Annotated in this window: 28 protein-coding genes; 7 read left to right on the forward strand and 21 right to left on the reverse strand. The window is 69.5% G+C overall.

Features of this window, described 5'->3' with window-relative positions; translation table 11 throughout:
* Positions 1-43 precede the first annotated feature (43 nt).
* Both dapF and JW792_RS11715 read right to left on the reverse strand, forming a co-directional pair.
* Positions 44-880, reverse strand: coding sequence for a diaminopimelate epimerase (dapF, locus tag JW792_RS11710; RefSeq protein WP_241094962.1), 837 nt, complete (start codon positions 878-880; stop codon positions 44-46).
* A complete protein-coding gene (locus JW792_RS11715) occupies positions 877-1,797 on the reverse strand; it encodes a hydrogen peroxide-inducible genes activator (protein ID WP_135995667.1) in 921 nt (306 codons plus the stop codon). Before JW792_RS11715 ends, dapF begins: the two co-directional genes overlap by 4 nt.
* Positions 1,798-1,958: 161 nt before the next feature.
* Here JW792_RS11715 and JW792_RS11720 point away from each other — a divergent pair, with 161 nt between their 5' ends.
* The 4 genes from JW792_RS11720 (at position 1,959) to JW792_RS11735 (ending at position 4,859) form a co-directional block, all read left to right on the forward strand.
* Positions 1,959-2,510, forward strand: coding sequence for a peroxiredoxin (locus JW792_RS11720; RefSeq protein ID WP_135995666.1), 552 nt, complete (start codon positions 1,959-1,961; stop codon positions 2,508-2,510).
* A 140-nt stretch (positions 2,511-2,650) separates the two neighbouring features.
* On the forward strand, positions 2,651-3,181 hold the full coding sequence (gene ahpD / locus JW792_RS11725) for an alkylhydroperoxidase, AhpD family (RefSeq protein ID WP_135995665.1): 531 nt from the start codon (positions 2,651-2,653) through the stop codon (positions 3,179-3,181).
* A 231-nt stretch (positions 3,182-3,412) separates the two neighbouring features.
* Positions 3,413-3,727, forward strand: coding sequence for a hypothetical protein (locus tag JW792_RS11730; RefSeq protein ID WP_135995664.1), 315 nt, complete (start codon positions 3,413-3,415; stop codon positions 3,725-3,727).
* A 91-nt stretch (positions 3,728-3,818) separates the two neighbouring features.
* Positions 3,819-4,859 (forward strand): acyltransferase family protein, encoded by a 1,041-nt coding sequence (locus JW792_RS11735; protein ID WP_158291585.1) that lies wholly within the window; start codon positions 3,819-3,821, stop codon positions 4,857-4,859.
* Here JW792_RS11735 and JW792_RS11740 read toward each other — a convergent pair.
* From JW792_RS11740 to JW792_RS11750, 3 genes are all read right to left on the reverse strand, one after another.
* A complete protein-coding gene (locus JW792_RS11740; protein WP_135995662.1) occupies positions 4,856-5,881 on the reverse strand; it encodes an aspartate-semialdehyde dehydrogenase in 1,026 nt (341 codons plus the stop codon). The genes JW792_RS11735 and JW792_RS11740 overlap by 4 nt on opposite strands.
* A 132-nt stretch (positions 5,882-6,013) precedes the next feature.
* Positions 6,014-6,982 carry a malate dehydrogenase gene (gene mdh, locus JW792_RS11745; RefSeq protein ID WP_135995661.1) on the reverse strand — a complete coding sequence of 323 codons (969 nt, stop codon included), beginning with the start codon at positions 6,980-6,982 and terminating at the stop codon, positions 6,014-6,016.
* 123 nt (positions 6,983-7,105) lie between these two features.
* Positions 7,106-8,266 (reverse strand): alpha/beta hydrolase family protein, encoded by a 1,161-nt coding sequence (locus JW792_RS11750; RefSeq protein ID WP_135995660.1) that lies wholly within the window; start codon positions 8,264-8,266, stop codon positions 7,106-7,108.
* Between the two features lie 127 nt (positions 8,267-8,393).
* Here JW792_RS11750 and JW792_RS11755 point away from each other — a divergent pair, with 127 nt between their 5' ends.
* A complete protein-coding gene (locus JW792_RS11755) occupies positions 8,394-9,074 on the forward strand; it encodes a helix-turn-helix domain-containing protein (RefSeq protein ID WP_135995659.1) in 681 nt (226 codons plus the stop codon).
* Here the strand turns inward: JW792_RS11755 and JW792_RS11760 are convergent.
* The 10 genes from JW792_RS11760 to JW792_RS11805 all read right to left on the reverse strand — a co-directional run bounded on the left by JW792_RS11760 (position 9,071) and on the right by JW792_RS11805 (position 17,905).
* Positions 9,071-9,664, reverse strand: coding sequence for a hypothetical protein (locus tag JW792_RS11760; RefSeq protein ID WP_135995658.1), 594 nt, complete (start codon positions 9,662-9,664; stop codon positions 9,071-9,073). The genes JW792_RS11755 and JW792_RS11760 overlap by 4 nt on opposite strands.
* Positions 9,665-9,773: 109 nt before the next feature.
* The gene (zapE, locus tag JW792_RS11765; protein WP_135995657.1) at positions 9,774-10,865 is read right to left on the reverse strand and encodes a cell division protein ZapE; all 1,092 of its coding nucleotides are present in this window, start codon (positions 10,863-10,865) and stop codon (positions 9,774-9,776) included.
* 144 nt (positions 10,866-11,009) lie between these two features.
* The gene (locus JW792_RS11770) at positions 11,010-11,447 is read right to left on the reverse strand and encodes an acyl-CoA thioesterase (protein ID WP_135995656.1); all 438 of its coding nucleotides are present in this window, start codon (positions 11,445-11,447) and stop codon (positions 11,010-11,012) included.
* A complete protein-coding gene (locus JW792_RS11775) occupies positions 11,444-12,583 on the reverse strand; it encodes an iron-containing alcohol dehydrogenase (protein WP_135995919.1) in 1,140 nt (379 codons plus the stop codon). The genes JW792_RS11770 and JW792_RS11775 overlap by 4 nt, the downstream gene beginning before the upstream one ends.
* 31 nt (positions 12,584-12,614) lie before the next feature.
* Positions 12,615-13,328, reverse strand: coding sequence for a TetR/AcrR family transcriptional regulator (locus JW792_RS11780; protein WP_158291583.1), 714 nt, complete (start codon positions 13,326-13,328; stop codon positions 12,615-12,617).
* A gap of 153 nt (positions 13,329-13,481) precedes the next feature.
* Positions 13,482-14,027 (reverse strand): MarR family winged helix-turn-helix transcriptional regulator, encoded by a 546-nt coding sequence (locus tag JW792_RS11785; RefSeq protein WP_135995654.1) that lies wholly within the window; start codon positions 14,025-14,027, stop codon positions 13,482-13,484.
* 202 nt (positions 14,028-14,229) lie between these two features.
* Positions 14,230-15,729: a CoA-acylating methylmalonate-semialdehyde dehydrogenase gene (locus tag JW792_RS11790; protein ID WP_135995653.1), complete on the reverse strand. Its 1,500-nt coding sequence runs from the start codon at positions 15,727-15,729 to the stop codon at positions 14,230-14,232.
* Between the two features lie 103 nt (positions 15,730-15,832).
* Positions 15,833-16,192: a hypothetical protein gene (locus JW792_RS11795; protein WP_135995652.1), complete on the reverse strand. Its 360-nt coding sequence runs from the start codon at positions 16,190-16,192 to the stop codon at positions 15,833-15,835.
* Between the two features lie 164 nt (positions 16,193-16,356).
* Positions 16,357-17,436, reverse strand: coding sequence for an ACR3 family arsenite efflux transporter (arsB, locus tag JW792_RS11800; RefSeq protein ID WP_277419626.1), 1,080 nt, complete (start codon positions 17,434-17,436; stop codon positions 16,357-16,359).
* Positions 17,429-17,905 (reverse strand): arsenate reductase ArsC, encoded by a 477-nt coding sequence (locus JW792_RS11805; RefSeq protein ID WP_135995651.1) that lies wholly within the window; start codon positions 17,903-17,905, stop codon positions 17,429-17,431. Before JW792_RS11805 ends, arsB begins: the two co-directional genes overlap by 8 nt.
* A gap of 80 nt (positions 17,906-17,985) precedes the next feature.
* On the opposite strand from JW792_RS11805, the gene JW792_RS11810 reads away from it, so the two are divergent.
* Entirely contained in the window at positions 17,986-18,333 is a 348-nt protein-coding gene (locus JW792_RS11810) for an ArsR/SmtB family transcription factor (protein WP_135995650.1), read from the forward strand.
* 32 nt (positions 18,334-18,365) lie between these two features.
* A complete protein-coding gene (locus JW792_RS11815) occupies positions 18,366-19,208 on the forward strand; it encodes a 1-acyl-sn-glycerol-3-phosphate acyltransferase (RefSeq protein WP_241094963.1) in 843 nt (280 codons plus the stop codon).
* 3 nt (positions 19,209-19,211) lie between these two features.
* Here the strand turns inward: JW792_RS11815 and JW792_RS11820 are convergent, their stop codons facing one another.
* The 6 genes from JW792_RS11820 to sdhA all read right to left on the reverse strand — a co-directional run bounded on the left by JW792_RS11820 (position 19,212) and on the right by sdhA (position 25,432).
* The gene (locus tag JW792_RS11820; RefSeq protein WP_135995649.1) at positions 19,212-19,658 is read right to left on the reverse strand and encodes a BLUF domain-containing protein; all 447 of its coding nucleotides are present in this window, start codon (positions 19,656-19,658) and stop codon (positions 19,212-19,214) included.
* Positions 19,659-19,726: 68 nt separating this feature from the next.
* Complete coding sequence (locus JW792_RS11825; RefSeq protein ID WP_158291582.1) at positions 19,727-20,329, reverse strand: helix-turn-helix domain-containing protein; 603 nt, start codon at positions 20,327-20,329, stop codon at positions 19,727-19,729.
* A gap of 155 nt (positions 20,330-20,484) precedes the next feature.
* Positions 20,485-21,099: a helix-turn-helix domain-containing protein gene (locus JW792_RS11830; RefSeq protein ID WP_135995647.1), complete on the reverse strand. Its 615-nt coding sequence runs from the start codon at positions 21,097-21,099 to the stop codon at positions 20,485-20,487.
* A gap of 133 nt (positions 21,100-21,232) precedes the next feature.
* On the reverse strand, positions 21,233-22,012 hold the full coding sequence (locus JW792_RS11835) for a succinate dehydrogenase iron-sulfur subunit (RefSeq protein ID WP_135995646.1): 780 nt from the start codon (positions 22,010-22,012) through the stop codon (positions 21,233-21,235).
* Between the two features lie 142 nt (positions 22,013-22,154).
* On the reverse strand, positions 22,155-23,453 hold the full coding sequence (locus tag JW792_RS11840; RefSeq protein WP_135995645.1) for an amidohydrolase family protein: 1,299 nt from the start codon (positions 23,451-23,453) through the stop codon (positions 22,155-22,157).
* 188 nt (positions 23,454-23,641) lie between these two features.
* Entirely contained in the window at positions 23,642-25,432 is a 1,791-nt protein-coding gene (sdhA, locus tag JW792_RS11845; RefSeq protein WP_135995644.1) for a succinate dehydrogenase flavoprotein subunit, read from the reverse strand.

Genomic DNA, 25,432 nt, shown 5'->3' on the forward strand with positions numbered 1-25,432 from the left:
CCGCGCCGCGAGCGCCACAAACCGCGCCGGCGCATGAACCGCGTCAGTCCGCCAGCTCCGGGAGCTCCGGAAGCTCGATCTCGCCCTGCATCTCCACCGGACCGGACAGGAAGACATGGTCGTCCGCGGCCCAGCGCACGCCGAGCAGGCCGCCATCGGCCTCGATCGCGGCCTCGCGCTCCACCCGGCCCTGGCGGTGCAGCGCCACCAGCGCGGCGCACGCGCCCGTCCCGCAGGCCAGCGTCAGCCCGGCCCCGCGCTCCCACACCCTCAGGCGGATCGAGCGCGGGCCGCGCACCTGCGCGAAGCCGGCATTGACGCGCTCGGGAAACAGCGGGTCGTGCTCGATCTGCGGGCCGATCTCCGCGATCGGCACCGCGACGACGTCCTCGACCTCGAACACCACGTGGGGATTGCCCATCGAGACCGCTCCGGGCCGGCTCAGCCGGCCGCCGCCGGGCAGGTCGACGGCGTAGTCCATCGCCACGGTGTCCATCTTGCGCGAGAGCGGGATCTCGCTCCAGTCGAGGCGCGGCCGGCCGAGATCGACCTCCACGCGCCCGTCGCGGCGGCGGTGGGCGGCGAGCGGCCCTCCGGCCGAACTCATCGTCAGCGCGTCGTCTGCGCTGGCCTGAAACATCAGCCAGGCCGCCGCGCGCGCGCCGTTGCCGCACGCGCCGACCTCGCCGCCATCGGCGTTCCACACGCGAAGGCGGGCATCGGCGACCGGATCGGCCTCGAGCGCGAGCAGCTGGTCGAAGCGGTGGCGCGCGTGGATGGCGCGCACCTGCTGCCCGGTCAGCGAAAGCGGCTCGCCGCGCCCGCGCGCGTCGAGCAGGACGAAGGCGTTGCCGGCGCCGTTCATGGCGTAGGTTTTCATGGGCTCAAAGCCCCCTTCACCGCTTCGGCGAGCTGCCTGGCCTCCTCGCCGCGCGCGCTGCCCTTGCGCCAGGCCATGCCGATGGCGCGGCCGGCGACGGGCGGATCGAAGGGGCGCACGGCGAGATCGAGCCGGTCGGCGAGGCCGGCATCGAGGGCGAGCTTGGGCAGGAGCGTCGCGCCGATGCCGCTCCTGACCATCTGCACCAGGGTGTGCAGGCTCGTCGCGGCGAAGTCGGAGCGCACCTGCTCGCCATGCGGTCCGCCCGGCCCGCCCCCGCAGATCGACAGGGCGTGATCGCGCAGGCAATGGCCGTCTTCCAGCAGCAGGAGCGGCTCGCCGGCGAGCATGTCGGGCGTGAGCCGGTTGACCTTGGCGAGCCGGTGATCGCGGGGCGCGGCGAACAGGAACTCGTCCTCCATCAGCGACATCGTCTCGATGCCCGGCTCCTCGTACGGCAGCGCGATCAGCGCGGCGTCCAGCCTCCTGTCCTTGATCGCGTCGAGCAGGCGATGGGTCAGGTCCTCGCGCAGGAAGAGCTCCAGCGCCGGGAAGGCCTCGCGCAGGGCGGGCAGCACCCTGGGCAGCAGGAAGGGGGCGATGGTCGGGATCACGCCGAGCCGGAACGGCCCGCTCAGGGGTTCGCCGGCTGCGCGCGTGGCCAGCACCAGGTCCTCGGCCTCGGTCAGCACGATGCGCGCGCGCTCCACCGCCGCCTCGCCGGCCGGGGTCAGCGTGGCGCCGCGCGCGCCGCGCTCGACCAGCGTCGCACCGAGCGCGGTCTCCAGCTCCTTGATGCCCGCCGACAGGGTCGGCTGGGTAACGTGGGTCGCCTCGGCCGCGCGCGAGAAGCTGCCGTGCTCGGCGAGCGCGACGAGGAATTTCAGCTGGCGCAGGGTGGGGAGGATCGTGCTCATGGCTATCGATTTAGGCTATGGCCGGCAAAGAAACAATCCATTGGATTTATGGCACACGAGGGTCCATATCCCCGTCCGACAGCGGGGGCGCAGGCCTCGCGCTGGCCGCCTCGACCGGCGGTTATTCCAGACACTCATTCGCGACAACAGGAGAGCATCACATGCTGGGTATTGGCGACAAGCTTCCCGAATTCGAAGTCGTCGGCGTGAAGCCGAAGTTCAACCATCACGAGGAGAACGGCGAGAGCGCGTTCGAGCCGATCACGCAGGACAGCTTCGAAGGCAAGTGGAAGGTCATCTTCTTCTATCCGAAGGACTTCACCTTCGTGTGCCCGACCGAGATCGTCGCGTTCGCCAAGCTGAAGGACGAGTTCGAGGATCGCGACGCGGTCGTCATGGGCGGCTCGACGGACAACGAGTTCTGCAAGCTGGCCTGGCGGCGCGAGCACGCCGACCTGAAGACGCTCGACATGTGGCAGTTCGCCGACACGACGGGCTCGCTGGTCGACAGCCTCGGCATCCGTTCGCCCGAAGGCGTGGCCTACCGCTACACCTACATCGTCGACCCCGAGGGCACGATCCAGCACGTCTACGCGACCAACCTCAATGTCGGCCGCAACCCGGAGGACACGCTGCGCGTGCTCGACGCGCTGCAGACCGACGAGCTGTGCCCGTGCAACCGCGAGGTCGGCGGCGAGACGATCGCGGCCTAGGCGGTCACGCCAGACCGGTTCGCGACGGGGCGGGCGATCTCCCCCGGAAGGTCACCCCTTCCGCGCCCGCCCCGGCGCACCCCTGCTCCGGCCCCTCCGGGGACCGGCCCCGATGAATCCGACCTGAAACGGAGAGCGCCATGAGCCTCGACGATCTCAAATCGCGCCTGCCCGAGTACGCCAAGGACCTGAAGCTGAACCTGTCCTCGCTGGCGCGCGAGACCATCCTCGACGAGCAGAAGAAGTTCGGCACCTTCCTGGCCGCCGCCTATGCAGTAGGCGAGCCCGAGACGCTGAAGGCCATCGCCGGCGAGGTCGAGGACAAGCTGTCGGCCGAGGCGAAGACCGGCGCGAAGGCCGCCGCCTCGATCATGGGCATGAACAACGTCTATTACCGCTTCACCCACCTGGCGATGGCGAAGGACTACAAGACCCTGCCCGCCAAGCTGCGCATGAACGTGATCGCCAATCCGGGCGTGGAAAAGGCCGATTTCGAACTCTGGTCGCTCGCGGTCTCGGCCATCAATGGCTGCGGCATGTGCGTGGACAGCCACGAGGGCGAGCTGAAGAAGGCCGGCCTGTCCTCCGAGCAGATCCAGGCGAGCGTGCGCATCGCGGCCGTGGTCCATGCCGTCGCCGCCGTCATGCGCGCCGAATCCGCGCTCGCCTGAGCCTCACGAAAGTCGCGCCTGCCGGACCTCCTGTCCCACGCCCGTCCGGCAGACGTCACCCACGCCCGCCCGGCCGCTTCCCCCGAAGCCATCGCCGGGCGGGCGTTTTCGTTTCGGCGCGGGGGTTGGCCCCTGGGTCGCGACGGCAGCCGAATTGCCTGTCGTGACGGCCCCTTCGTCGAGCGATGACATATTTTTGACAAGCGCGTTTTTATTCCGTACCCTGAGGGCATGGGAGATGTTCTGAAATATCACCGGGAGGCCGGAGAGCGGCGCGATCACCACGATGGCGGCCGTGCCGCCAGCGCTTTGCGCTGGTTCTCCGAGCGCACCGCCAGGCGCGCGGCGCATTACCGCGATGTGGGCTGGAGCTCGCTCGGCCGGCACGCGCTCGCGGCGGCGGGCCTGGTCCTGCTGTCGCGCCTGTTTCCCAGCGAGGCCTTCGCACCGTTCGCGCTGATCACCGGCGCCATCTGGCTCGCCCTGACCGCACGCATCGCCATCATCAAGCTGGCCCACGGCCGCGGGTCCGGTCCAGCCGCCTGACGTCCCGGGCGTTCGGCCCCGAACTTGCCGGGATCGCGTACCACGGCGCCCGATTCAGCGGGAAGCGTGCCGTTACGGGACCCGACAGGCTTTGGAAACCTCACGCGATCTCTCCGTCGACACCTTGCGCGGCTTTGCCTGCCTGCTGCTGGTCGCGCTGCACGTGATCGGCGAGGCGCCCGATCACGGGCTGCGCGTGGCCGACGATCACCCCCTCGCCGTGTTCGCGGAGCTCTTCTTCCATCTGCGCATGCCGCTCTTCGCGATGCTGTCCGGCTTCGTCTATGCGGCACGTCCGGTGCGGCCGGGCGGGGCGGGCGCGTTCGCGCAAGGCAAGGCGAGGCGCCTCATCGTCCCGTTCGTGTTCGCCGCCACGGCCTTTGCCGTCATCATGACCGTGACGGGCGGGTCCTGGGCCGTCGAGCCGTCCCGCTTCTGGACGGTCTATGTGCAGCCCTATGCCCATTTCTGGTTCCTGCAGGCACTGGTCGCGATCTTCTGCGCCATCGCGCTGGTCGACCTCGCCCTGCCGGGCCGGCCGCAGCTGGCGGCCTTCGTCTTCCTGATGCTGACCGCGGCCGCCTTCCTGTCGCCGCTGGGGCGCGGGGTGGAGTGGATGTCGCTCGACCGGGCCATCTATCTTGCGCCCTTCTTCGGGTTCGGCCTCCTGCTCGCCCGCCTCGACTCGCGCGCGGTCAGGCGGGTCGGCCTCGCGGCGCTGGCGCTGGGCCTCGTGCTGTTCGCAGCACACGCGCTGGCGGTCCTCGCAGAGCCGGACCGCGACATCGCGCGGCGCACGGCCATGGCCCTTGGCCTCGGCCTCGCGTGGAGCGGCACGCTGCTGGCCCTGCGCGTCACGGTCGGCCCGCTGGCCCGGATCGGGGCCTATTCCTTCAGCATCTATCTCTATCACCTGTTCGCGGTGCTGGGCCTTCAGCTGGCCTATCAGCTGATCGGCCGGCCCGACCCCTATGCCGGCCTCGCGCTCGGCCTCGCCGCCGGCATCGCCGCGCCGATCGTCCTGCACGAGATCGTGCTGCGCATGGGCGGCATCGCGCCGATGGTGATGCTGGGCCTGAAGCCCGCCGCGCGCCGGCAGGCCGGCGTGCGGCGCGCGCGGCGCGCGATCTAGGCCCTCACCACGCCGTTATTGACCAGGACCTCCGCGATCTGCACCGCGTTGAGGGCTGCGCCTTTCCTGAGATTGTCGGACACGATCCACATGGCGAGCCCGTGCTCGACCGTCGGGTCGGTGCGCACGCGCGACACGAAGGTGGCGAACTCGCCGACGCTTTCCACCGGGGTGACATACATCGGGTCGTCCTCGTCGGTTCGGTCGATCAGCATGACGCCCGGCGCCTCGCGCAGGATGTCGCGCGCCTCCTCCGGCGAGAGCTCCTCTTCCAGCTCGATATGGGCCGCCACGCAATGGCCGACGAAGACCGGCACGCGCACGCAGGTGGCGAAGAGCCTGATCTTCGGATCGAGGATCTTCTTCGTCTCCGCCGTCATCTTCCACTCTTCCTTGGTGGCGCCGTCTTCCATGAAGACGTCGATCTTGGGGATGACGTTGAAGGCGATCTGCTTGGGCAGGGCGTCCGGCTCGATCGGATCGTTCACGTAGATCGCGCGGGTCTGGTTCCACAGCTCGTCCATCGCCGCCTGCCCGGCGCCGGAGACCGACTGGTAGGTTGAGACCGACACGCGCCTGATCCTCGCGCGGTCGTGGATGGGCTTGAGCGCGACCACGGTCTGGATCGTCGAGCAGTTCGGATTCGCGATGATGCCCTTCTTCGGCCGCGCCTCGAGTTCGTGCGCGTTCACCTCCGGCACGACGAGGGGCACGTCCGGGTCCATGCGCCAGGCCGAGGAATTGTCGATGACGAGGGCGCCCGCCTTCGCGATCTTCTCGGCCTCGGCCTTCGACACGTCCCCGCCCGCGCTCATCAGGACGAGATCGACCTTCGAGAAGTCGAAATTTGCCGCGTCCTTCACCTTCAGCGTCCTGTCGCCGTAGGACAGCTCGCGCCCGATCGACTGCCGGCTGGCGAGCGCATGGACCTCCCCGGCCGGGAAGAGCCGTTCGGCCAGGATCGTCAGCATCTCCTTGCCGACCGCGCCGGTGGCGCCATAGACCGCGATATTGAGGGGCATGGATGTCTTCCTCCAGTCGGGCAAAGCGGCAGGCCAGGGCGCCGCTTGGGCATAGATGGGGTCTCTGACAGAACGACAAAGCCCCGGACCGGTACCCGGCCCGGGGCTTGCCGGTTCTCTACCGCGCGAGCCTCAGGCCAGCGAGCTGTCCAGCTTCTTGCAGGCCGCGACCAGCTCCTTCACGGCGTTCACCGAGTGGTCGAACATGTCCTGTTCGTCCCTGGTCAGGCTGATCTCGACGATCTTCTCCACGCCGCCTTCCCCGATCACGATCGGCACGCCGACATACATGCCGTCGACGCCGAACTGCCCGGTCAGGTGTGCCGCGCAGGGGAAGACGCGCTTCTTGTCGTTGAGATAGGACTTGGCCATCGCGATGGCGCTCTCGGCCGGGGCGTAGAAGGCCGAGCCGTTGCCCAGCAGCTTGACGATCTCGCCGCCGCCCTGGCGGGTGCGGTCGACGATCGCGTCGATCTTCTCCTTGCTCGACCAGCCCATCTCGACGAGGTCGGGGACCGGGATGCCGGCGACGGTGGAATAGCGCGTCAGCGGCACCATGGTGTCGCCGTGCCCGCCCATCACGAAGGCCGTGACATCCTCGACCGACACGCCGAACTCCTCGGCCAGGAACCAGCGGAAGCGCGCGCTGTCGAGCACGCCGGCCATGCCGACGACCTTCTCGTGAGGCAGGCCGGAGAACTCGCGCAGCGCCCAGACCATGGCGTCGAGCGGGTTGGTGATGCAGATCACGAAGGCGTTCGGGGCATGTTTCCTGATGCCCTCGCCGACGGCCTTCATGACCTTCAGATTGATCTCCAGCAGATCGTCGCGGCTCATGCCGGGCTTGCGCGGCACGCCGGCGGTGACGATGCACACGTCCGCGCCTTGAATCGGTGCGTAGTCCTGCGCGCTGGCGCCGGTGAGCTGGCTGTCCTTGCCGAAGACCGGGGAGGCCTCGCACAGGTCGAGCGCCTTGCCCTTGGCCGTGCCCTCGGCAAGGTCGAGCAGGACCACGTCGCCGAGTTCCTCGCGCGCGGCGATGTGGGCGAGCGTGCCGCCGATCATGCCGGCACCGATGAGGGCGATCTTCTTGCGAGCCATGGACAGTCTCCGTGAGTGCGTTGCGGGGAGCGCACGCCCGCCTTGCTGCGCGCGCGAATGCTTCGGCGCAGGTCTAGCGCTCACGGAGGCGCAGGGCAATGCGGCGCGGCGGCTCCCGTTCGCTCAGCGCGCCTGCGGCTCCAGAGCGAGAAAGCCGAGGAGGTCCTCCACGAAGCCCGGATGGAAGCGGTAGTCCGGCGTCAGCAGCGCGTGGCCGACATCGGGATAGACCCGCCACGACACGTCGGGGTCTTCGCCGAAGCGCGCCTCGAGACGCGCGACGCTGCGCGAGACCGGGACATTGTCGTACTCGTCCAGCTGGCCATAGGCGATGAAGGCCCGCCCGTCCCACGCGCCGAGCGCCTCGAACGTGTCGTAGTCTCCGTTCCGGCGCCAGAACTCCCGGTAGCGCCCGCGCGCCCGGGCCGCGAAGGCCGTGGTGACGGCGGGATTCAGCCAGTCCGCGATGCCTTCCGCGCGCACGTCGTTGGAAATCTCGGTGCGCAGCTGCTCGTGAAACGGCACCATCGCCGCGCCGAGAATGACGATGTCGCAGACGCCGGCAATTTGCGCGGCGAGCGGCGCGATCGACCCGCCCTGGCTGACGCCCACGAAGGCGGGCTCCACGCCGGGGAACCGGGCCTGCGCGACCTGCATGAACGCGGCGGCATCGCCTGCGAGCGTATCGAAGTCGGCGCTGCGCCAGTCCCCGCCCGAGCGGCCCGAGCCGCGCTTGTCGGGCAGCACGACCGCCGCGCCCGCCCGGGCGAGCGTCTGGGCAAGCAGCACATAATAGGCATTGCGCCGGTCCGAACTGCCCGAGCCGTGGACGATCACGACGAGGCGATCCGGCTCGCCGGCAGGGGCGAAGAGCCAGGCGCGGAGCGCGACATCGCGGCCCACGTCCAGCGCGGACAGGGTGAAGGGCTGGGGATCGAGCCGGACCGCCTCGCGCGACGTGCCGTCCCCGAGCGTGCGCACATAGCCGCCGCCGGTGAAACGGATCGCACCGGGCTCGTCGGTGCGCGTCCCGTCTTCGTCATAGTGCGCCCAGCTCGGCAGCTGCGTGCCGTACATGCGCCATCCCCCGGCGAGGTCGGGGGCGATGAAGCGTTCGGTCCCCTCCGCCTCGCGATAGACACCGGTGCGCACGTCGATGGCCGTCATCTCGCCGCCCTCGATCCGGTCGAGCGGCGGCGTCGCGGGGTTGAGGAAGATCCACGCGCCGGCAAGGCCGGCAAGGACGAAGGCTGCGGCGAGGAGGAACAGTGCGATGCGCGCCATGGGCCTGGTCTCAGCGTCAGGGGTCCGGGACACAGAGCTTAGAACGAGCCCGAGGCAGCGGTCTTGAACGTGCTTGATGTGGGCCGCACCGATTTCACATCTCCGGGAGGTCGATTAGGGTGGTCGCATGACCGCCCAACCGGCCTTCGCACCCGTCAAGCTCCTGCCCGCCCGTGACCGGCTCGCCCGGCACCGCCACCCGACGGCGTACGCGACGATCGTCCTGGAAGGCGGTTATGCCGAGTTCGGCGAGACCGGCCGGATCGAGGCCGGTCCGGGCGATATCCTCGTCCACGCCCCGTTCTGCGCCCATGCCGACCGGGGCGGCGCGCGGGTCTCGCGCCTGGTCAATCTCGCGCTTCCCGGCCGGCCGCGCACCGGGATCGCGCGCAGCGGCGATCTCGATCTGATCGTGCGACTCGCGCGTGGCGACCCGCTTGAGGCGGCCGCAGAGATCGCGCGCCTCGCCGTGGTGCCGGCCAACAGGGAGGCGGACTGGCCGGACGCCCTGGCCCGGCGCCTGAGCGAACAGGATGTCGACCTCGCCGCGTTCGCGCGCGAAGCCGGCCTGCGCCCGGAGACGGTGTCGCGGGGATTCGGGTCGCGCTTCGGCATCGCCCCGCAGAGCTTCGCGGCCGAGGCGCGGGCCCGCCGCGCCTGGCGCGCGGCGGTCGACACGCCGGCAAGCCTTAGCGCCATCGCGTCGGAAACCGGCTTCTGCGACCAGGCCCACATGACACGGGCCGTCACGGCGCTGACCGGCGCTCCGCCCGGGGCCTGGCGCCGGGCGGCAGCGCTTCCGGCCTAATCGCCCAGCCAGTGGGTGAAGGAGACGTTGCGGAAACGCTCGCCGTTGATCTCCGCACCCCCGGTCAGCGACGGCTCGGGGCTCGGGACGCCGCCCGGCGCATGGAAATGTTCGGGGTGGAACATGCCGGAGATCACCACCGAGTTGAGTTCCGGGTCGAGGGCACGCAGGTCGAAGCGGCCCGGTTCGATGAAGAAGCCCTGCGCGCGGACGCGCTTGGTGTCGAGAAAGTACTCGCCGAGCTCGCCCATCCCGGTCGGGCTGTCCTCGTGGTGGAAGTCGATCCAGACCGGGATCATGGAGGGCATGGACTCCTCTTCCCACGCGTCGAAGTCCTCCGGCCGGCCGACATGGATGTGATCGAGCACCCAGCCCGAAGCCACGAGATCGGATGTCGGCAGGTAGAAGCCGGAGGCGTCGAATTCCCGATCCCAGACATACCCCGGACCGTCACCCGTGCCCGGCGGTTCGGCGATCGCCGCGTCGCTGCCCGGCTCCTGCGCCGCGGCGAAGGCTCCGGGCTGGACGATGAAGGCTCCCGTCGCGGCGAGCAGGACGGCGATGGCGAGGATAGTGAAGAGGCGAAGCATGACCGGCCCTCCCAAGCCTGTGTGGGAGGCGATCATGACACAGCGCGCCCGGGGGCGCAGCCGAATTCGTTAACGGGCGTTAACCCTGGGCGGCGCGCCGCCTGCGCGATCAGCGCTCCGCCTCGCCGGTCCGCTCCGCGGCGAGGTAGTCGTGGCTCCTCATCTCCATCAGGCGCGAGGCGGTGCGGCGGAACTCGAAGGCCCCGTCGCCTTCCGGGTAGAGCGCGTCCGGCTCGGCGGCCGCGCTCATCACCAGCTTGGTCTTCATCTCATAGAGCGCGTCGATCAGCGTGACGAAGCGCGCCGCCGCATCGCGCTTGTCCGGTCCGAGCCGCGGCACCGCGTCGATCATCACGGTGTGGAAGGTCTCGGCGATGCGCAGGTAGTCCGCCGCCCCCAGTGCGCGCTCGCAAAGCGCCTGGAAGGTGAAGCGCGCCACGCCCGCCGCCTCGTAGGGCACGTGCAATTGCCGGCCCTGGATGGTCAGCGTCATGGAGCGCGGCTCGGCCCCCATCGTGAGGCGCTCGAAGGCGGCGTCCATGGCCTGCTCGGCCTTCCCGTCGAGCGGCGCGTAATAGACCGGCGCGGCTTCGAGGCGCTCGAGGCGGTAGTCCCGCCCGGAATCGAGACGGACGACGTCCAGCCGGTCCTTGATGAGATCGATGAAGGGCAGGAAGAGCTGGCGGTTGATGCCGTTGCGATAGAGATCGTCGGGATGGCGGTTCGAGGTCGCGACGATGACGACGCCCTCCTCGAACAGGCCCTTGAACAGCCGGCCGAGGATCATCGCATCGGCGACGTTGGTGACCTGGAACTCGTCGAAGCACAGGAGGCGCGCCTCCCCGGCCACCGCCCTGGCCACGCGCGGCAGCGGGTCGCGCTCGTGGCGCTCGCGCTCGGCGCCCAGACGCGCATGGATGTCCTGCATGAAGGCGTGGAAATGGACGCGGCGCTTGGCCCCGATCTCGGCGGCGCGGAAGAACAGGTCCATCATCAGGGACTTGCCGGTGCCAACCCCGCCCCAGAGATAGATACCGCGCGGCGCGGGCGGGGCCTTGCGGAGCCAGCTCCTCTTCGCCTTCGCCCAGGGCGCGATCTCGGCATCGAGCCGGGACAGGCGCTCGGCGACCGCCCGCTGGGCCGGGTCGGCTTCCAGCTTGCCGGACGCGATGGCCTGCTCCAGCGCCTGCGCCGGGCTCATGCGCCCAGGCCCTTCAGCCACCAGGCAAGCGCCCCCGCGAAGATGAGCGCGAAGGCCAGCGCGGCGGCGGCGAAGAGAAACAGGGGGCGTTCGATACGGCGCATGGGGCAGGGATAGCGGGCCTTGCCCGGGCTCGGCAAGGCTTCAGGCCTGCAGCCCCGCCAGCCTGTCCCGCCACGCCTGCGGCAGCGGCGCCGGCCGGCGGGTCTCGCGGTCGACATAGACGTGGACGAAGAACCCCTCGGCGATGGCGCTGTGCTCGCCCTGCCGGAACAGGGCGATCTCGTAGCGCACCGAGCTGGTGCCGAGCCTGGCGACCCTCAGGCCGGCCTCCAGCGGCTCGGGAAAGGCGGCCGGGGCGTGATAGCGGCAGCCGGTCTCCACCACGAGCCCGATCGGATTGCCCGCTGCGATGTCGAGAAGCCCCTGACCGATCAGCCAGCGATTCACCGCCGTGTCGAAGAACGCGTAATAGGCCACGTTGTTGACGTGGCCGTAGACGTCATTGTCCGCCCAGCGCGTCTCGATGGGCTCGAACGCGGCGAACGCGGCGCGCGTGGCGGGCGCGGTCCGCTCGCTCACAGGATCTCCTCGTACATCGCGACGATGTCGTCATAGCCCATCTCGCGCGGATTGTTGGGCAGGAGCCGGTCGTTCGCCGCGACGTCCTCGGCCATGCGCGGCACGTCGTTGTGGCTGATGCCGAGCTGGGATAGGCGCCGCTCGATGCCGACGCACTCGGCGAGGCGCTCCATCTCGTCGATGAGCGCGGACGAGCTCGGCTTCAGCCCGATCGCGCCGGCGAGCTCGGCGTACTGCGCCTCGGCCACCGGCGCGTTGAAGCGCAGCACGGGCGGCAGCACGACCGAGTTCGACAGCCCGTGCGGGACGTGGAAGATGCCGCCGAGCGGATAGGCCATCGCGTGCACCCCGCCGACGGGCGAATTCGAGAAGGCCTGGCCGGCGAGCATGGCGCCGAGCAGCATGTCGCCGCGCGCCTCCATGTCGTTGCCGTCCTTGCAGGCGCGCTCCAGGCCCCGGTGCAGGCGCTGCAGCGCGGTCAGCGCCAGCGCGTCGGAGACCGGGTTCTTCGAACGCCTGTTGGTATAGGCCTCGATGGCGTGGACCATCGCGTCGATGCCGGTCGCCGCGGTCCCGGCCCGGGGCAGGCCGCGGGTCAGTTCCGGATCGAGAATGGCCATGTCGGCATAGAGCGGCGCGGCCGCGATGCCGCGTTTGGAGGTCTCCCCGGTGGTGATGACCGCGACGCTCGTCACCTCCGAGCCCGTCCCGGCCGTGGTCGGCACCAGGACCAGGGGCGGGCGCGAGGCGGTGACCTTGTCCACGCCGTACATGGAGGCGAGATCCTGCTCGCCGGAGATCAGCAGGGCGACGATCTTGGCGGTGTCCATCGGGCTGCCGCCGCCGAAGCCGATCACCGCCTCGGCACCGAAATCGCGCGCGCGCTGCGCCGCCTCGAGCACCATCGCCTCGGGCGGATCGGCGACGACCTCGTCATAGACCTCGACCGCGTAGCCGGCCTCTTCCAGACCGGCGAGCGGCGCGTCGAGCAGGCCGGCCCTGCGCAGCCCGGCATCGGTCAGCACGAAAAGGCGCCGCGCCGCTCCGAGACTGGGCCGGATCAGGGCGGACAGCCGGCGCCCGGCGCCGGGCTCGAACACGATGTCTGGGACGGTGCGGAAACGGAACAGCTCGATCACGGCTCTCCTCCCTGGTCGGAGAGACGTTCTAGCGCTCCCGCTGCACGCTCTCCAGCCCCGGCGCCTGAAGAAGCGCTTCGGATACCGGCTTCTGCTCCGACCAGTCGGCATGGATGCGCTTCATCTCGGCCAGCGCGCCGGGCAGCCAGATGCGCACGTGCTGGGCGATCGCGTCCTTCACCTCGATGTGCGGGCCGCGCTCGTAGACCAGGTTGCGGATCGCGATGAACACGGTGCCGCCGTGCTCGGCCATGGCGATCTCGTACTCGGCATTGCTCATCGCCCGCTCGGAGGTCGGGGGCAGGGAGAGTTCGGCGCGCATCGCCTCGACCAGCGGCAGGATCGAACCGCGCACGAGTTCATTGGCATAGATGTCGTGGGCGGCATAGCCGTCCAGCGCGGCGCGGATGAACAGGCGCAGCGATCCGTCGCGCAGGAAATCGAACAGCGCGCCGTAGAAGGCCGTCACCCGCTCCACGAGCGGCCGGGAAGTGTCGGCGAGGATTTCCGGGTCGGGCATGAAGCGCCCGTGGGCGTAGCGGTTCTCGAACACCGCCTGGATGAGCGCTTCCTTGCTCGGGAAATACTTGTAGAGCAGGGCCTGCGTCACGCCGAGCGAGGCCGCGATGTCGCGCGTGCTCGCCGAGAACCCCTGCTCGGAGAAGATCTTCTGAGCTCCCTCGATGATGAGTTCGCGGCGCTCGCCGCGGCGGGCGCGTTTTCTGGGTTTTCTATCGGTCAAGGCTCGGGTCCCTGGTCTTGAACCGCCCCTCGCGGGCGGGAACGGTGGTCGTGTCTCAGGCGCTTCTTCGCGCGTTGAAATAAAACAGGTTCAGCGAAATTCCAAAGCCGGGCCGCAGCGCATGCGACGCCGCCCCCCGGACCGCCGCCCGATTCATGCCCGGTGCGGGGCTCGCGCCGGGCCCGCCTCCCCGGTCGACGGACGGCCTGTCCGGGCGGCATCGGTCTCGACGCCGGCAAGCAGGCACCGCAAGGGCTCGCCGAGCCCGTCCGCCTCGGCCTCGGCAAACAGGGCGTTCACGCTGCGGAACCAGGCCCGGGCGGCTTTCAGGGCGAGCGCGCGGCCCTCCGCGGTCAGGCGCACGATCACGGTGCGGCGATCCTGATCGCTGCGTTCGCGCGAGATGAGGCCGCGCCGCTCCATCCGGTCGAGACAGGCCGTCATGGCCCCGCTCGACAGCACCACGGCGCGGGCGAGTTCGCCGGCGGGGCGCGCATAGGGCGGGCCCCCGCGGCGCAGGGTCGCAAGCACGTCGAACTCGCGATAGCTCAGTGCGAACTGGCCGAGCACGCGCGTCGCGCGCTCGCGCAGCCGGTCGCCCAGCGCGATCAGCCGGCCGGCGATCGCCATCCCGCTGGTGTCGAGTTCGGGCGCTTCCTCGTCCCACTCCGCAATCAGCCGGTCGATGACATCGCTCATGGCTCAGTCTTACGTCTGTCCGTGCTGATTTGCCAAGGCGAGGTTTCTTCAGGCGAAGAGACGCCGTCGCGGTGCCTGGCGCCGCCGGCGTCACGACCGGGATGATCTCGCGGACCTGCGTCACTCCGGCTCCCCCCGAATGCCAAGATGCCGGGTGATCGTAGGACCACCCGGCGTCCGGCGCAACCGCGGTGAAGACCGCCTATTGCATCGTCGGGATCACGAAGGCCTGGTCGGCGACCTCGCCGGTCGGCCAGCGCTGGGTGACCGTCTTGATCTTGGTGAAGAACTTCACGCCCTCCGGGCCGTGCTGGTTGGTGTCGCCGAAGGCGGAGCGCTTCCAGCCGCCGAAGGTGTGATAGGCGACCGGCACCGGGATCGGCACGTTGATGCCGACCATGCCGACATTGACCTTGGCGGCGAACTCGCGCGCGGCGAGCCCGTTGCGGGTGAAGATCGCGACGCCGTTGCCGTACTGGTGCTCGCTCGGCAGGCGCGCGGCCTCCTCGAGGTCCCTTGCGCGCACGATCTGCAGCACGGGGCCGAAGATCTCCTCCTGGTAGGTGCGCATCTGCGGCGTGACGCGGTCGAACAGCGAGGGGCCGATGAAGAAGCCCTTCTCGTGGCCCTGCAGCTCGAAGCCGCGCCCGTCGACGAGGAGCTTCGCGCCTTCCTCGACGCCCATCTGGATGTATTGCTCGATCTTGGCCTTGTGCGCCGCGGTGACGACCGGGCCGTAGGCGGCGTCGGGATCGGTGGAGTGGCCGGGCTTGAGCTTCTCGATCTCGGGCATGAGCTTGTCGATCAGCTTCTCGGCCGTGTCGTCGCCGACCGGGACGGCCACGGGCAGCGCCATGCAGCGCTCGCCGGCCGATCCGTAGGCCGAGCCGACGAGATCCTTGACCACCTGGTCCATGTCCGCATCGGGCAGGATGATGCCATGGTTCTTCGCTCCGCCCATGGCCTGCACGCGCTTGCCGTGCGCGGTGCCGGTCGAATAGACGTGCTGGGCGATGTCGGAGGAGCCCACGAAGCTGACAGCCTTGATGTCGGGATGGGTGAGGATCGCATCCACCGCCACCTTGTCGCCGTGCACGACGTTCAGGATGCCCTCCGGCAGGCCGGCTTCCAGCATCAGCTCGGCCAGGCGGACCGGGACGCTGGGGTCCTTTTCCGAGGGCTTCAGGATGAAGGCGTTGCCGCAGGCGATGGCCACGCCGAACATCCACATCGGGATCATGGCGGGGAAGTTGAACGGGGTGATGCCCGCGACGACGCCGAGCGGCTGGCGCATGGAATAGACGTCGATGCCGGGCCCCGCGCCCTCGGTGTAGTCGCCCTTGAGAAGATGCGGGATGCCGCAGGCGAACTCGATGACTTCCAGGCCGCGCTGCACGTCGCCCTTGGCGTCGGCGACGACCTTGCCGTGCTCGCTCGCCAGCATGCGGGCGAGCTCGTCCATGTTCTCTTCCAGCAGCTGCTTGAACTTGAACATGACGCGGGCGCGGCGCTGCGGGTTGACCGCGGCCCAGGCCGGCTGGGCGGCCTCGGCGATCGCGACGGCCTTGGCCACCTCCGCCTCGGTGGCGAACTGGACGCGCGCCTGGACCTCGCCGGTATTGGGGTCGAACACGTCGCCCCAGCGGCCGGAGCTGCCTTCGAAGGCCTTGCCGTTGATGAAATGGTGGATTTCGCGCGCCATGAGGAGGTCTCCCGGACTGGTTCTCTTGCCGCGCCTTTACGGCTGCGGCCTTGGCCGGGAGGGATAGCGCCGGGCGGGGGCGATGTCGAGGCGAGCGCGGCGCTCAGCGCCGGGCGAGCAGCACGTTCGCGCCGGCCGCGTCCATGCCCTGCCAGCTTCCGCCCGGTCCGGCCGTGCCGGTCCACAGCGGCTCGCCGCCGATGCCGGTGAGGACGAGCTGGCCCTCCTCGTGCAGCAGGGTCCACATGCCGGCCTCGGCGAGCACCAGCGCGCAGCCCGGCTCCGCCGCAGCCAGGCCCGAGGTCGAGGCGGGCGCGAGCCGGCTGTCCGCCGGCCGGCTGGCCGGCTCCATCAGGATCACGCGGCATTGCCCGTCCTCGCCCGTGGCGACATAGCCGCCGGCCATGGCCTGCGGATCGGTCTGGACGACGAGGGCGGAGAGGAGGGCAAGGAGCATGGTCATGGCCTAACCCTTTCAGCGCAGGCCCGGCCTGGCAAGCCCCGAGCGCCGCGACGGAACGCGCCTGGACGCCGCGTTGAAGAGAGGCGGCCCGCTCCGGCCGGCCGGGAAGACCCCTTTGGCCCGGTCCTCGCCCGCCCCCCTCGGGTCCAGGCGGGCCGCGCGCCTCAGCCGAACGCGCCGCGCGTCCGGTTGGCGAGCGCGACCAGGGAGAGCATGACCGGCACCTCGACGAGCACGCCGACCACGGTGGCGAGCGCGGCGCCGGAGTTCAGCCCGAACAGGGAGATCGCGACGGCCACGGCCAGTTCGAAGAAGTTCGACGTGCCGATCAGCGCGCACGGAGCGGCGACGTTGAACGGCACCTTCCAGAGCCAGGCTGCCCCGTAGGCGGCGAGAAATATCCCGTAGGACTGGAGCAGCAGCGGCACCGCGATCATCGCGATCACCAGCGGCTGGGCGAGGATGGTCTCGCCCTGGAAGCCGAACAGCAGCACGACGGTGGCCACGAGCCCGATCACCGAGGCCGGCTTGATGCGCGCGGTGAAGTCGGCGAGCCGCGCCGCGCCCTCCTCGCGCCCGCCGCGCAGCAGGAGCTGCCGCGTCGCCATGCCGGCGGCGAGGGGAACAACCACGTAGAGCCCGACCGAGAGCAGCAGCGTCTCCCACGGCACGGCGATGTCGGTCACGCCGAGCAGGAGCGCGACGATGGGCGCGAAGGCGAACACCATGACGAGGTCGTTCACGCTGACCTGGACGAGGGTGTAGGTCGCATCGCCCTTCGTCAGCTGGGACCAGACGAAGACCATGGCGGTGCATGGCGCGGCGCCGAGAATGATCAGCCCGGCGATGTATTGCTGCGCGTCGGCCGGGTCGATGAAGGGAGCGAACACGGTCTCGAAGAAGACCACCGCGAGCAGCGCCATGGTGAAGGGCTTCACCAGCCAGTTCACGGCCAGCGTGATGACGAGCCCTTTCGGCCGGTCGCCGACATGCTTCAGGCTGGCGAAGTCGACATTGACCATCATGGGATAGACCATCGCCCAGATCAGCACGGCGACGGGCAGGTTCACCGAGGCGTATTCGAGCGCCGCCAGCGCCTCGAACAGGCCGGGCGCCAGCGTGCCGAGACCGATCCCGGCGAGGATCGCGAGCCCGACCCAGACCGAGAGCCATTTCTCGAACAGGCCGATCCCCGCCTCCGGCGGCGGCGCCATCTCCGGCGTCCTTGCGGGGTCCTCACGCATGGGCAGCCTCCAGCGCATTGCGCAGCGAGACCGGATCGTCCGCGCGCCAGTCCGATTTCAGGAAGGCCTCCACCCGGGTGCGCAGGGCCTGGTAGGTCGCGTTGAAGGCCTCGCGCTGGCGGCTCTCCTCGGTGACGGCGGCCGGATCCGCGAGCCCCCAGTGCGCCTGGACCGGCGCGCCCGGCCAGACCGGGTAGGTCTCCGCGGCCGCGGAATCGCACACCGTGACGACCGCCTGCATCACCGGCGCGTCGGGCCGGGCGAACACGTCCCAGCGCTTGGAGGCGAGTCCGGAGGTGTCGTGGCCGTGCGCCTCGAGCACCGTCAGCGCCATCGGGTGGGGCTCGCCCCTCGGGTCGGAGCCCGCCGAGTGGCCGCGCACGCCGCAGGGCCGGCCGAGCTCGGTGAACAGCACTTCGGCGATGATGGACCGCGCCGAATTTCCGGTACACAGGACGAGGATGTTCATGGAGGCCTCCGGAGCGGGCTCGCCAGCGTGAGCCGGCATGGCTAGACTGGATTTCTCATCGTTTCAAGGATTATTGAAATATGGCTGCAGGGACGCTTTCCGAGGACGAGGCCGTGACGCGTCTTTCCGCGCTCGCCCATGAAACGCGCCTGAAGCTCTTCCGTATCCTCATCGCCGCGGGACCGCAGGGCCTGCCGGCCGGCACGCTCGCCGAACGCCTCGGCGTGTCGCCGAGCAATCTGTCGGCCCATCTCGCCATCCTCTCCCATGCCGGCCTCGTCGCCGCCCGGCGCGACGGGCGCCGGCGGATCTACTCGGTCGACCTCACCGAGGCGGGCGCGCTCATCGATTTCCTCGTCTCCGACTGCTGCGCCGGCCATCCCGAGGTGTGCGAGGCGATCGCCCCGGGCGCGCTTTCCTGCCGTTAGCTCCCCTTGCGGGGGCCGGCGGATCGGTCACCATGGGGCGCATGGAGCGCGAGCCGCAGGACACCCACATCGTCGACCGCCTCATCGAGGAGCGCGCCGTCCGGCTGCGACAGAGCCGGGCCTGGCCGCTAGTCAAGGCGGTCTTCTATCCGCTGCTGGGCTATTCCAGGGCGGTGCAGGTCGCCGACGCGATCGCCGGGCTGTCGGGGCGCGACGCGCTCGACTGGGCGGAAGGCTTCCTGTCGATGCGCGTGGAGGCCCACGGGCTGGAGCGGCTGCCCGGCGAAGGCGCGTGCGTCATCGTGGCCAACCATCCCGGCGGCATCGCGGACGGCATCGCGGTCTGGCAAGCGATCAAGGCGCGCCGGCCGGACGCCGTGTTCTTCGCCAACCTCGACGCGATCCGCGTCTGCCCGGGCCTGGCCGAGCGGGTCATTCCGGTGGAATGGCGCGTCACCGCACGCTCGCGCCAGAAGACGCGCGAGACGCTGCGCCTGGCGGTGCAGGCGTTCAGGGAGCAGCGCTGCGTCGTGGTGTTCCCGGCCGGGCGCATGTCGGTGTGGAGCTGGAAGCGCTGGCGCCTCGTCGAGCAGGAGTGGATGCCGACGGCCGCGGGCCTGGCGAAGAAGTTCGGCGCGCCGGTTTTGCCGGTCGGCATCCGCCAGCGCATGAGCCTGGCCTTCTATGCGCTCGGCCAGGTCCACGAGGAGCTCAAGCACATGACCGTGTTCCACGAGCTCCTGGCCAAGCGCGGCGCGCGCTACTGCCTCGCCTTCGGTCCGGCACGCGATCCCGATGCCGATCTGCCCCGGTCGGAGGCCGGAGCAACGCAGGTTCTGCGCGCCGAGACCGAGGTCCTCGCCGGCCGGGCGTGAGCCTCAGCTCGCCTTGCAGAACCCGATCCGCTCGCGCTCCGCGACGACGCCGGTCTGGCGCAGGAGCTGGCCGCGGGCGAGGATCTCCTCGGCGCTCATGGCCTCGAAGTCGGGTTCCGCCGGAGCGCCGGGCGGCAGGGTGGCGCGCATCGCGAAGGCGACCGCCCAGTCGTCGAACAGGCGCCGCGAGACCGGCTCCAGGGTCACTCTGCGGATGTCGAAATGGCGCTTGTCACGGGCGATGCGCTCGAAGGTCAGCGTCAGGCAGGCGATATCGCCTTCCAGGATCTGGAAGAAGCGGTTGCGTTCGACGCCGAGAAGGCCGGTCAGCCCGTTCTCCGGATTGTTGCGCAGCCCCGCCGACAGGATGTCGGCGAGCGGGCCCTGCAGCCAGCCGGCACGGATGGGGAAGGCGGGACGGCTGATATAGATCAGTCGGCTGAGCGTCATGGTCGCGAGTCCTCGGATGTCCTGTGGTCGCCGCCGGGGAACGGCGTTGAGGACGAGGCTCGCGCGGATCAGGGTAAATGCGCCTTAACGCTGGGGGTGATGAATAATTCAAACGCCGGAATCGTGATGCGCCACGACCTGCGGCCGGCCCGCCTCGAGCCGGGCGAGATAGGTCTCGCGCTCGACCGGCATGTGGCACGAATAGGCGTGCCAGTAGCCGAGATCGTCACGCACGGCGTGCTGACGGACTCGAAGTAGAAGTGCTTGCCGTCGGCCTGGAACGACCAGACGTCCTCCACGCGGCCGACCGTGCCCTCGAGAATGCCCGTCGCCGCGAACTCCTCCAGCAGCCGGGCTATGTCCGGCCCCAGGTCGGGACCGATCCGCTGACCGGGGTTGAAGCTGGTGAACGGCTCGCCGAGCCGGCGCAGGCCGCGCGAGATCTCCACGAGGCAGATGTGATCGTCATGCTGGCGGATCAGCGTGGAAAAGCCCGGACAGTGCCGGATCGCGACGCGCCAGTGATCGAAATGGGCGCGGTGTTCGGGCGGGCGGAGCAGGCTGTCTATGCGCTCGGCGATTTCCGGCGAGGGCTCGAGCCCGCCCGCTTCCAGCCGTGAGATGTAGGCCTGGCTGACGCCCAGCGCGTCGGCGGCGGCCTCCTGCTTCATCTTCATCCGCACACGGAATGCACGAAGTCGGGCGCCCCAGTCACCGGTCTGCACAAGGTCCTCCGCTCGGCTCTCCGGTCTAGACCTAACCCGCGAGACGCGGAGGTCATGTAATTTCTTATTAGAAGTAGGGTCTTTGGGTTGCAACCCTCTCCCTATCCGAACGCCCGCACGACGTGCGGCCGGTCGTTCCGGCGTTGCCAGGCAAGGAATGCCGCCGGCGGAACTGGCTGGTGGGTGGTGTGCACGAACCACTGCCCGAGATCGTCGCGCACCGGGATGTTGACGACGCGGAAGCAGGCCGCGTCCTGCGCCTCGCCGGAGCGCCAGAGGTTCTCGGTCCGCACCACGGCGCCCTCGAACAGGCCCTCGCCGACGAGGATGGCGAACAGATCGTCCGTGGAGCGCGCGAACAGGCCGTCGAGCGGCTGGCCGGTGCGGATCTCCGAGAACACCCCGCCCAGCCGGACGAACCCGGCGGAGAAGCAGTCGGCGCGCACACGGCCCGACTCCATGCGGATGAGGCTCGCGAAGCCCTCGCAATGGCGCACCGTCTCGCGCCACCGATCGAAATAGGGCCGGAATTGCGGGGTCTCCAGCAGCCGCTCGATACGCGCGGCGAGGTCCGGCGCGGGCTTAGCGGCCCCGCATTCCAGGCGCGAGATATAGGCCTGGCTGACCCCAAGCTCCGCCGCGGCGGTATCCTGCTTCATGTTCATTCGCGCGCGCAACGCCCTCAGGCGCGCGCCGAGCCCGGCCGCGTCGGTCATGGAATTCCTCGCCGATTTCAATCGGCGCCTGTATCCACCATGCCGACGCGAAAAAGTGCATTAAATTATGCAGATAGCGCCTTTTTGCAGTGACGGCGCGGGGCCGCCCCAGCGCGTCGCTTCGGCCGCAGCCTCACACCTCGCGTTCGACCAGCAGCTCCTTGATCTTGCCGATCGCCTTGGCCGGGTTCAGCCCCTTCGGGCAGACCTGGGCGCAGTTCATGATGGTGTGGCAGCGATAGAGCTTGAACGGGTCTTCCAGCGCATCCAGGCGCTCGCCGGTCATCTCGTCGCGGCTGTCGGCGATCCAGCGATAGGCGTGCAGCAGGGCGGCGGGGCCGAGATACTTGTCCGAGTTCCACCAGTAGGACGGGCAGGCGGTCGAGCAGCAGGCGCACAGGATGCACTCGTACAGCCCGTCGAGCTCGGCGCGGTCCTCCTGGCTCTGGCGCCACTCGCGCTCGGGCGCGGGCGTGACGGTCTGGAGGAAGGGCTTGATGTGCGCCAGCTGGGCGTAGAAGTTCGTCAGGTCCGGCACCAGGTCCTTGATCACCGCCTGGTGGGGCAGCGGGGCGATGGTGACCCGGCCCTTGAACTCGTCGATGCCGGCCGTGCAGGCGATGGTGTTGCGCCCGCCTATATTCATCGCGCACGAGCCGCAGATTCCCTCCCGGCAGGAGCGCCGGTAGGTCAGCGTGGAATCGATCCGGTTCTTGATGTAGTTCAGCGCGTCCAGAACCATCGGCCCGCACTCGTCGAGATCGACGAAATACGTGTCCCAGCGCGGGTTCTCGTCCTGGTCCGGATCGAAGCGGTAGACCCTGAACTCGCGCAGGTTCGCCGCGCCCTCCGGCTTGGGCCAGGTCTTGCCCTTTGAAATTCTGGAGTTCCTGGGAAGGGTGAGTTGGACCATCGCCAAATACCTCTGCACTCGCACCTGGGCGCGAACATAGGTCCTTCGCCGGCTTTGTCGAGACGCTGTCTGCGCTTGCGGGGAGCGGTTCAACCCCACGCAGCCGGGCCGGCGCTCCGGTTCCCGGCGCAGGCCCGAAGGCCTATTCCCCGCCGGCCGGTTCCGCCCGGGCCGGCAGGGCCAGCCGCTGGCCCTGCTTCATCGCCGCGCGGATTTGCCCGGTCGCCCCGAGGTCGGCAAGCGGAACGGCCTCGAGGATCAGAAAGCTCGCCTCGTAGCCCTCGGCCAGCCGGCCGATCCTGCGGCCGGGAAAGGCGGTCTGGGCGCAATTGAGGGTCCACATGTCGAGGATGTCGGCGTTCCCCAGAACCTCGAGCCCGGCGATGTGCCCGGCCTCGCCGTCGGAGACGCTGCGGACATTGTCGCTGCCCAGGACGAGCCTCGCCCCGGCAGCGTGCAGGCGGCGCAGATTGTCCCGCTGCGCCTCCAGGATATCGGCGTAGAGCTGCGGGTCGGAGAACTCGACGCGGCGCGCCAGCGACAGGGTCGTGATCAGCGCCGCGCCGCTCTCGGCGGCGAGGGCCACGGTCTCGTCGGACAGGCGGACATCGGCGTCATAGGAGGGCAGGTGGGCGATCATGTCCGCGCCGGCCTCCAGCGCGGCGATCATGTCCGCCTCGCTCTCCACATGCACCGATACCCGCAGCCCGTCGCCATGAGCGAGCCGGACGACCTCCCCGAGCAGTTCCGGGTCGAGGCCGCGCCTGCCGTAATACTCCGGGTCGTCCCTGCGCGCCGCGTACTCCTCGGAGAAGTAGAGCATCACCTTGACGAAGTCCGGCTCCCCGGCCCGGATCAACGCCCATTTCTCGTGCACCTCGTCGAGCGTGTCGGCCTCGAAATAGCCGTTATCGGGCAGGGTCTCGATGGTGAATTCGGGATAACTGCCAAAGCGTTCCATCAGGAATTCGCGCAGCGCACGCGGATGTCCGCCGCTTCCGGTCAGCCCGTTGCTGGCGAAGGCGACGTCGATGGAGGCAGGATGATTGATCATGTCGCCGATCGCGTCGCGGTAGAGCGGGAACGACCCGTGCATCATCGCGTAGAACACGCCGCGCTCGAGATAGGCATCGATGACCTGGCGGACCTCTTCCCGGTCCGAAGTGTCGCCGAGATTGTGATTATGGCCCTCGCACAGGGGCGGGATCGCATATCCGCCCTGCGCGTCGATCACCTCCAGGGCCGCATCGGTCGCGGAGGCAAAGCTCAGCGTGCCGCCGCGCACATAGGCGGTGCGCGCCTGGAACCCGGCGCCGTCATACCAGAGCGCGTTGTCCACGCGGTAATCGGCCGGGGCGGAGCCGGCCTGCCGCTCGGGAGCGAGCGCCGGGGCACAGGCCTCCATGGACAGGGCGGCAAGCACGGACATGACGCGCGGCATCGAAGCTTCCCCCGGCTGATCCGCGGGGCGACGAGGCCGTTCGGCCCGGACTGGCCGGCAGGAAGCTGCCGCCCCGCGGTGTTCGATCGATCATACTTCGATCCGGCGGGCAGCTCACGTTAATGTTTGTACGGGAAGCGGCCCGCGCCGCCCGGCCGGCTACGCGCGCGTCGAGCGGCGCACTCGCCCTAGTAAACCCGCTTCTTGGGCTCGATATAGTCGATCTCGTTGGACAGCGTGTAGGTGTGCACCGGCCGGTCGTCGAGCTTGACCGAGCCGTCGCCGGGCACGAACCAGGCGAGCGTGTGCTTCATCCAGTTCTCGTCGTCGCGGTCGGGATAGTCCTCGCGCGCGTGCGCGCCGCGGCTCTCGGTGCGCGCGGCGGCCGAGTTCGCGGTCACCGCGGCCTGGGCGATGAGGTTGTCGAACTCGAAGGTCTCCACGAGATCGGAATTCCAGATCATCGAGCGGTCGGCGACGCGGATGTCCTCGAGCCCCTTGTAGACCTCGGTGATCTTCGCCACGCCCTCGTCGAGCACGTCCTGGGTGCGGAACACGGCGCAGTTCTCCTGCATCGTCTTCTGCATGCGCGCGCGCAGCTCGGCGGTCGGGGTGTCCCCCTTGGCGTGGCGGAACCGGTCGAGCCGGTCGAGCGAGACCTGGCCGGCATCCTTCGGCAGGCTGGGCTGGCTCGCGCCGGCCTCCAGCGTCTCCGCGCAGCGCAGGCCCGCCGCGCGGCCGAACACGACGAGGTCGATCAGCGAGTTGGAGCCGAGACGGTTCGCTCCGTGCACCGAGGCGCAGGCCGCCTCGCCCACCGCCATCAGGCCGGGCACGACCGTGTCGGGATCGCCGTTCTTCTTGGTGACCACCTCGCCGTGGAAGTTCGTCGGGATGCCGCCCATGTTGTAGTGCACGGTCGGCAGCACCGGGATCGGCGCCTTGGTGACGTCGACCCCGGCGAAGATCTTCGCGCTCTCCGAGATGCCCGGCAGGCGGCTCGCCAGGATCTCCGGATCGAGATGTTCCAGGTGCAGGTGGATGTGGTCCTTGTTCTTGCCTACCCCGCGCCCTTCGCGGATCTCCATCGTCATCGCGCGGCTGACGACGTCGCGGCTGGCCAGGTCCTTCGCGCTCGGGGCGTAGCGCTCCATGAAGCGCTCGCCTTCCGAATTGGTCAGGTAGCCGCCCTCGCCGCGCGCGCCCTCCGTGATGAGCACGCCCGCGCCGTAGATGCCGGTCGGGTGGAACTGGACGAACTCCATGTCCTGCAGCGGCAGGCCGGCGCGCAGCACCATGGCGTTGCCGTCCCCGGTGCAGGTGTGCGCGCTCGTCGCGGAGAAATAGGCGCGGCCATAGCCGCCCGTGGCCAGGATCGTCTTCTGCGCGCGGAAGCGGTGCAGCGTGCCGTCGTCGAGCTTCCAGGCGGTGACCCCGCGGCAATGGCCCTCCTCGTCCATGATGAGGTCCATCACGAAATACTCGATGAAGAACTCCGCGTGCTGCTTCAGGGACTCCCCGTAGAGCGTGTGCAGCATGGCGTGGCCGGTGCGGTCGGCCGCTGCGCAGGTGCGCTGGACGGGGCCCTCGCCGAAATTGCGCGTCATGCCGCCGAAGGCACGCTGGTAGATCTTGCCGTCCTCGGTGCGCGAGAAGGGCACGCCCCAGTGCTCGAGCTCGTAGACCGCGCGCGGCGCGTTCTTGCAAAGATACTCGATCGCATCCTGGTCGCCGAGCCAGTCCGAGCCCTTGACGGTGTCGTACATGTGCCAGCGCCAGTCGTCCTCGCCCATATTGCCGAGCGAGGCGGCGATGCCGCCCTGGGCGGCAACGGTGTGGGAACGCGTCGGGAAGACCTTGGTCAGGCACGCGGTGCGAAGGCCTGCCTCGGCCGCGCCCAGCGTGGCGCGAAGGCCGGCCCCGCCGGCCCCGACGACGACGACGTCATAGGTGTGATCAGTCCATTCGTAAGCGGCCAT

The organism is Marinicauda algicola, from assembly GCF_017161425.1.
Taxonomy (GTDB): domain Bacteria; phylum Pseudomonadota; class Alphaproteobacteria; order Caulobacterales; family Maricaulaceae; genus Marinicauda; species Marinicauda algicola.

Bases quoted from the DNA above. Each gene is read 5' to 3' on its own strand.
- JW792_RS11760 (WP_135995658.1), bottom strand. From the start codon at position 9,664: ATGCTTCGCCTCTTCACTATCCTCGCCATCGCCGTCCTGCTCGCCGCG.
- JW792_RS11790 (WP_135995653.1), bottom strand. From the start codon at position 15,729: ATGGCGCGCGAAATCCACCATTTCATCAACGGCAAGGCCTTCGAAGGC.
- JW792_RS11820 (WP_135995649.1), bottom strand. From the start codon at position 19,658: ATGACGCTCAGCCGACTGATCTATATCAGCCGTCCCGCCTTCCCCATC.
- JW792_RS11830 (WP_135995647.1), bottom strand. From the start codon at position 21,099: ATGACCGACGCGGCCGGGCTCGGCGCGCGCCTGAGGGCGTTGCGCGCG.
- JW792_RS11715 (WP_135995667.1), bottom strand. From the start codon at position 1,797: ATGAGCACGATCCTCCCCACCCTGCGCCAGCTGAAATTCCTCGTCGCG.
- JW792_RS11755 (WP_135995659.1), top strand. From the start codon at position 8,394: ATGACCGCCCAACCGGCCTTCGCACCCGTCAAGCTCCTGCCCGCCCGT.
- JW792_RS11805 (WP_135995651.1), bottom strand. From the start codon at position 17,905: ATGAACATCCTCGTCCTGTGTACCGGAAATTCGGCGCGGTCCATCATC.
- ahpD (WP_135995665.1), top strand. From the start codon at position 2,651: ATGAGCCTCGACGATCTCAAATCGCGCCTGCCCGAGTACGCCAAGGAC.
- JW792_RS11785 (WP_135995654.1), bottom strand. From the start codon at position 14,027: ATGAGCGATGTCATCGACCGGCTGATTGCGGAGTGGGACGAGGAAGCG.
- zapE (WP_135995657.1), bottom strand. From the start codon at position 10,865: ATGAGCCCGGCGCAGGCGCTGGAGCAGGCCATCGCGTCCGGCAAGCTG.
- JW792_RS11825 (WP_158291582.1), bottom strand. From the start codon at position 20,329: ATGAAGCAGGAGGCCGCCGCCGACGCGCTGGGCGTCAGCCAGGCCTAC.
- arsB (WP_277419626.1), bottom strand. From the start codon at position 17,436: ATGCGTGAGGACCCCGCAAGGACGCCGGAGATGGCGCCGCCGCCGGAG.
- dapF (WP_241094962.1), bottom strand. From the start codon at position 880: ATGAAAACCTACGCCATGAACGGCGCCGGCAACGCCTTCGTCCTGCTC.
- JW792_RS11795 (WP_135995652.1), bottom strand. From the start codon at position 16,192: ATGACCATGCTCCTTGCCCTCCTCTCCGCCCTCGTCGTCCAGACCGAT.
- sdhA (WP_135995644.1), bottom strand. From the start codon at position 25,432: ATGGCCGCTTACGAATGGACTGATCACACCTATGACGTCGTCGTCGTC.
- JW792_RS11750 (WP_135995660.1), bottom strand. From the start codon at position 8,266: ATGGCGCGCATCGCACTGTTCCTCCTCGCCGCAGCCTTCGTCCTTGCC.
- JW792_RS11815 (WP_241094963.1), top strand. From the start codon at position 18,366: ATGGGGCGCATGGAGCGCGAGCCGCAGGACACCCACATCGTCGACCGC.
- JW792_RS11740 (WP_135995662.1), bottom strand. From the start codon at position 5,881: ATGCCCCTCAATATCGCGGTCTATGGCGCCACCGGCGCGGTCGGCAAG.
- JW792_RS11835 (WP_135995646.1), bottom strand. From the start codon at position 22,012: ATGGTCCAACTCACCCTTCCCAGGAACTCCAGAATTTCAAAGGGCAAG.
- JW792_RS11730 (WP_135995664.1), top strand. From the start codon at position 3,413: ATGGGAGATGTTCTGAAATATCACCGGGAGGCCGGAGAGCGGCGCGAT.
- JW792_RS11840 (WP_135995645.1), bottom strand. From the start codon at position 23,453: ATGCCGCGCGTCATGTCCGTGCTTGCCGCCCTGTCCATGGAGGCCTGT.
- mdh (WP_135995661.1), bottom strand. From the start codon at position 6,982: ATGGCTCGCAAGAAGATCGCCCTCATCGGTGCCGGCATGATCGGCGGC.
- JW792_RS11810 (WP_135995650.1), top strand. From the start codon at position 17,986: ATGGCTGCAGGGACGCTTTCCGAGGACGAGGCCGTGACGCGTCTTTCC.
- JW792_RS11720 (WP_135995666.1), top strand. From the start codon at position 1,959: ATGCTGGGTATTGGCGACAAGCTTCCCGAATTCGAAGTCGTCGGCGTG.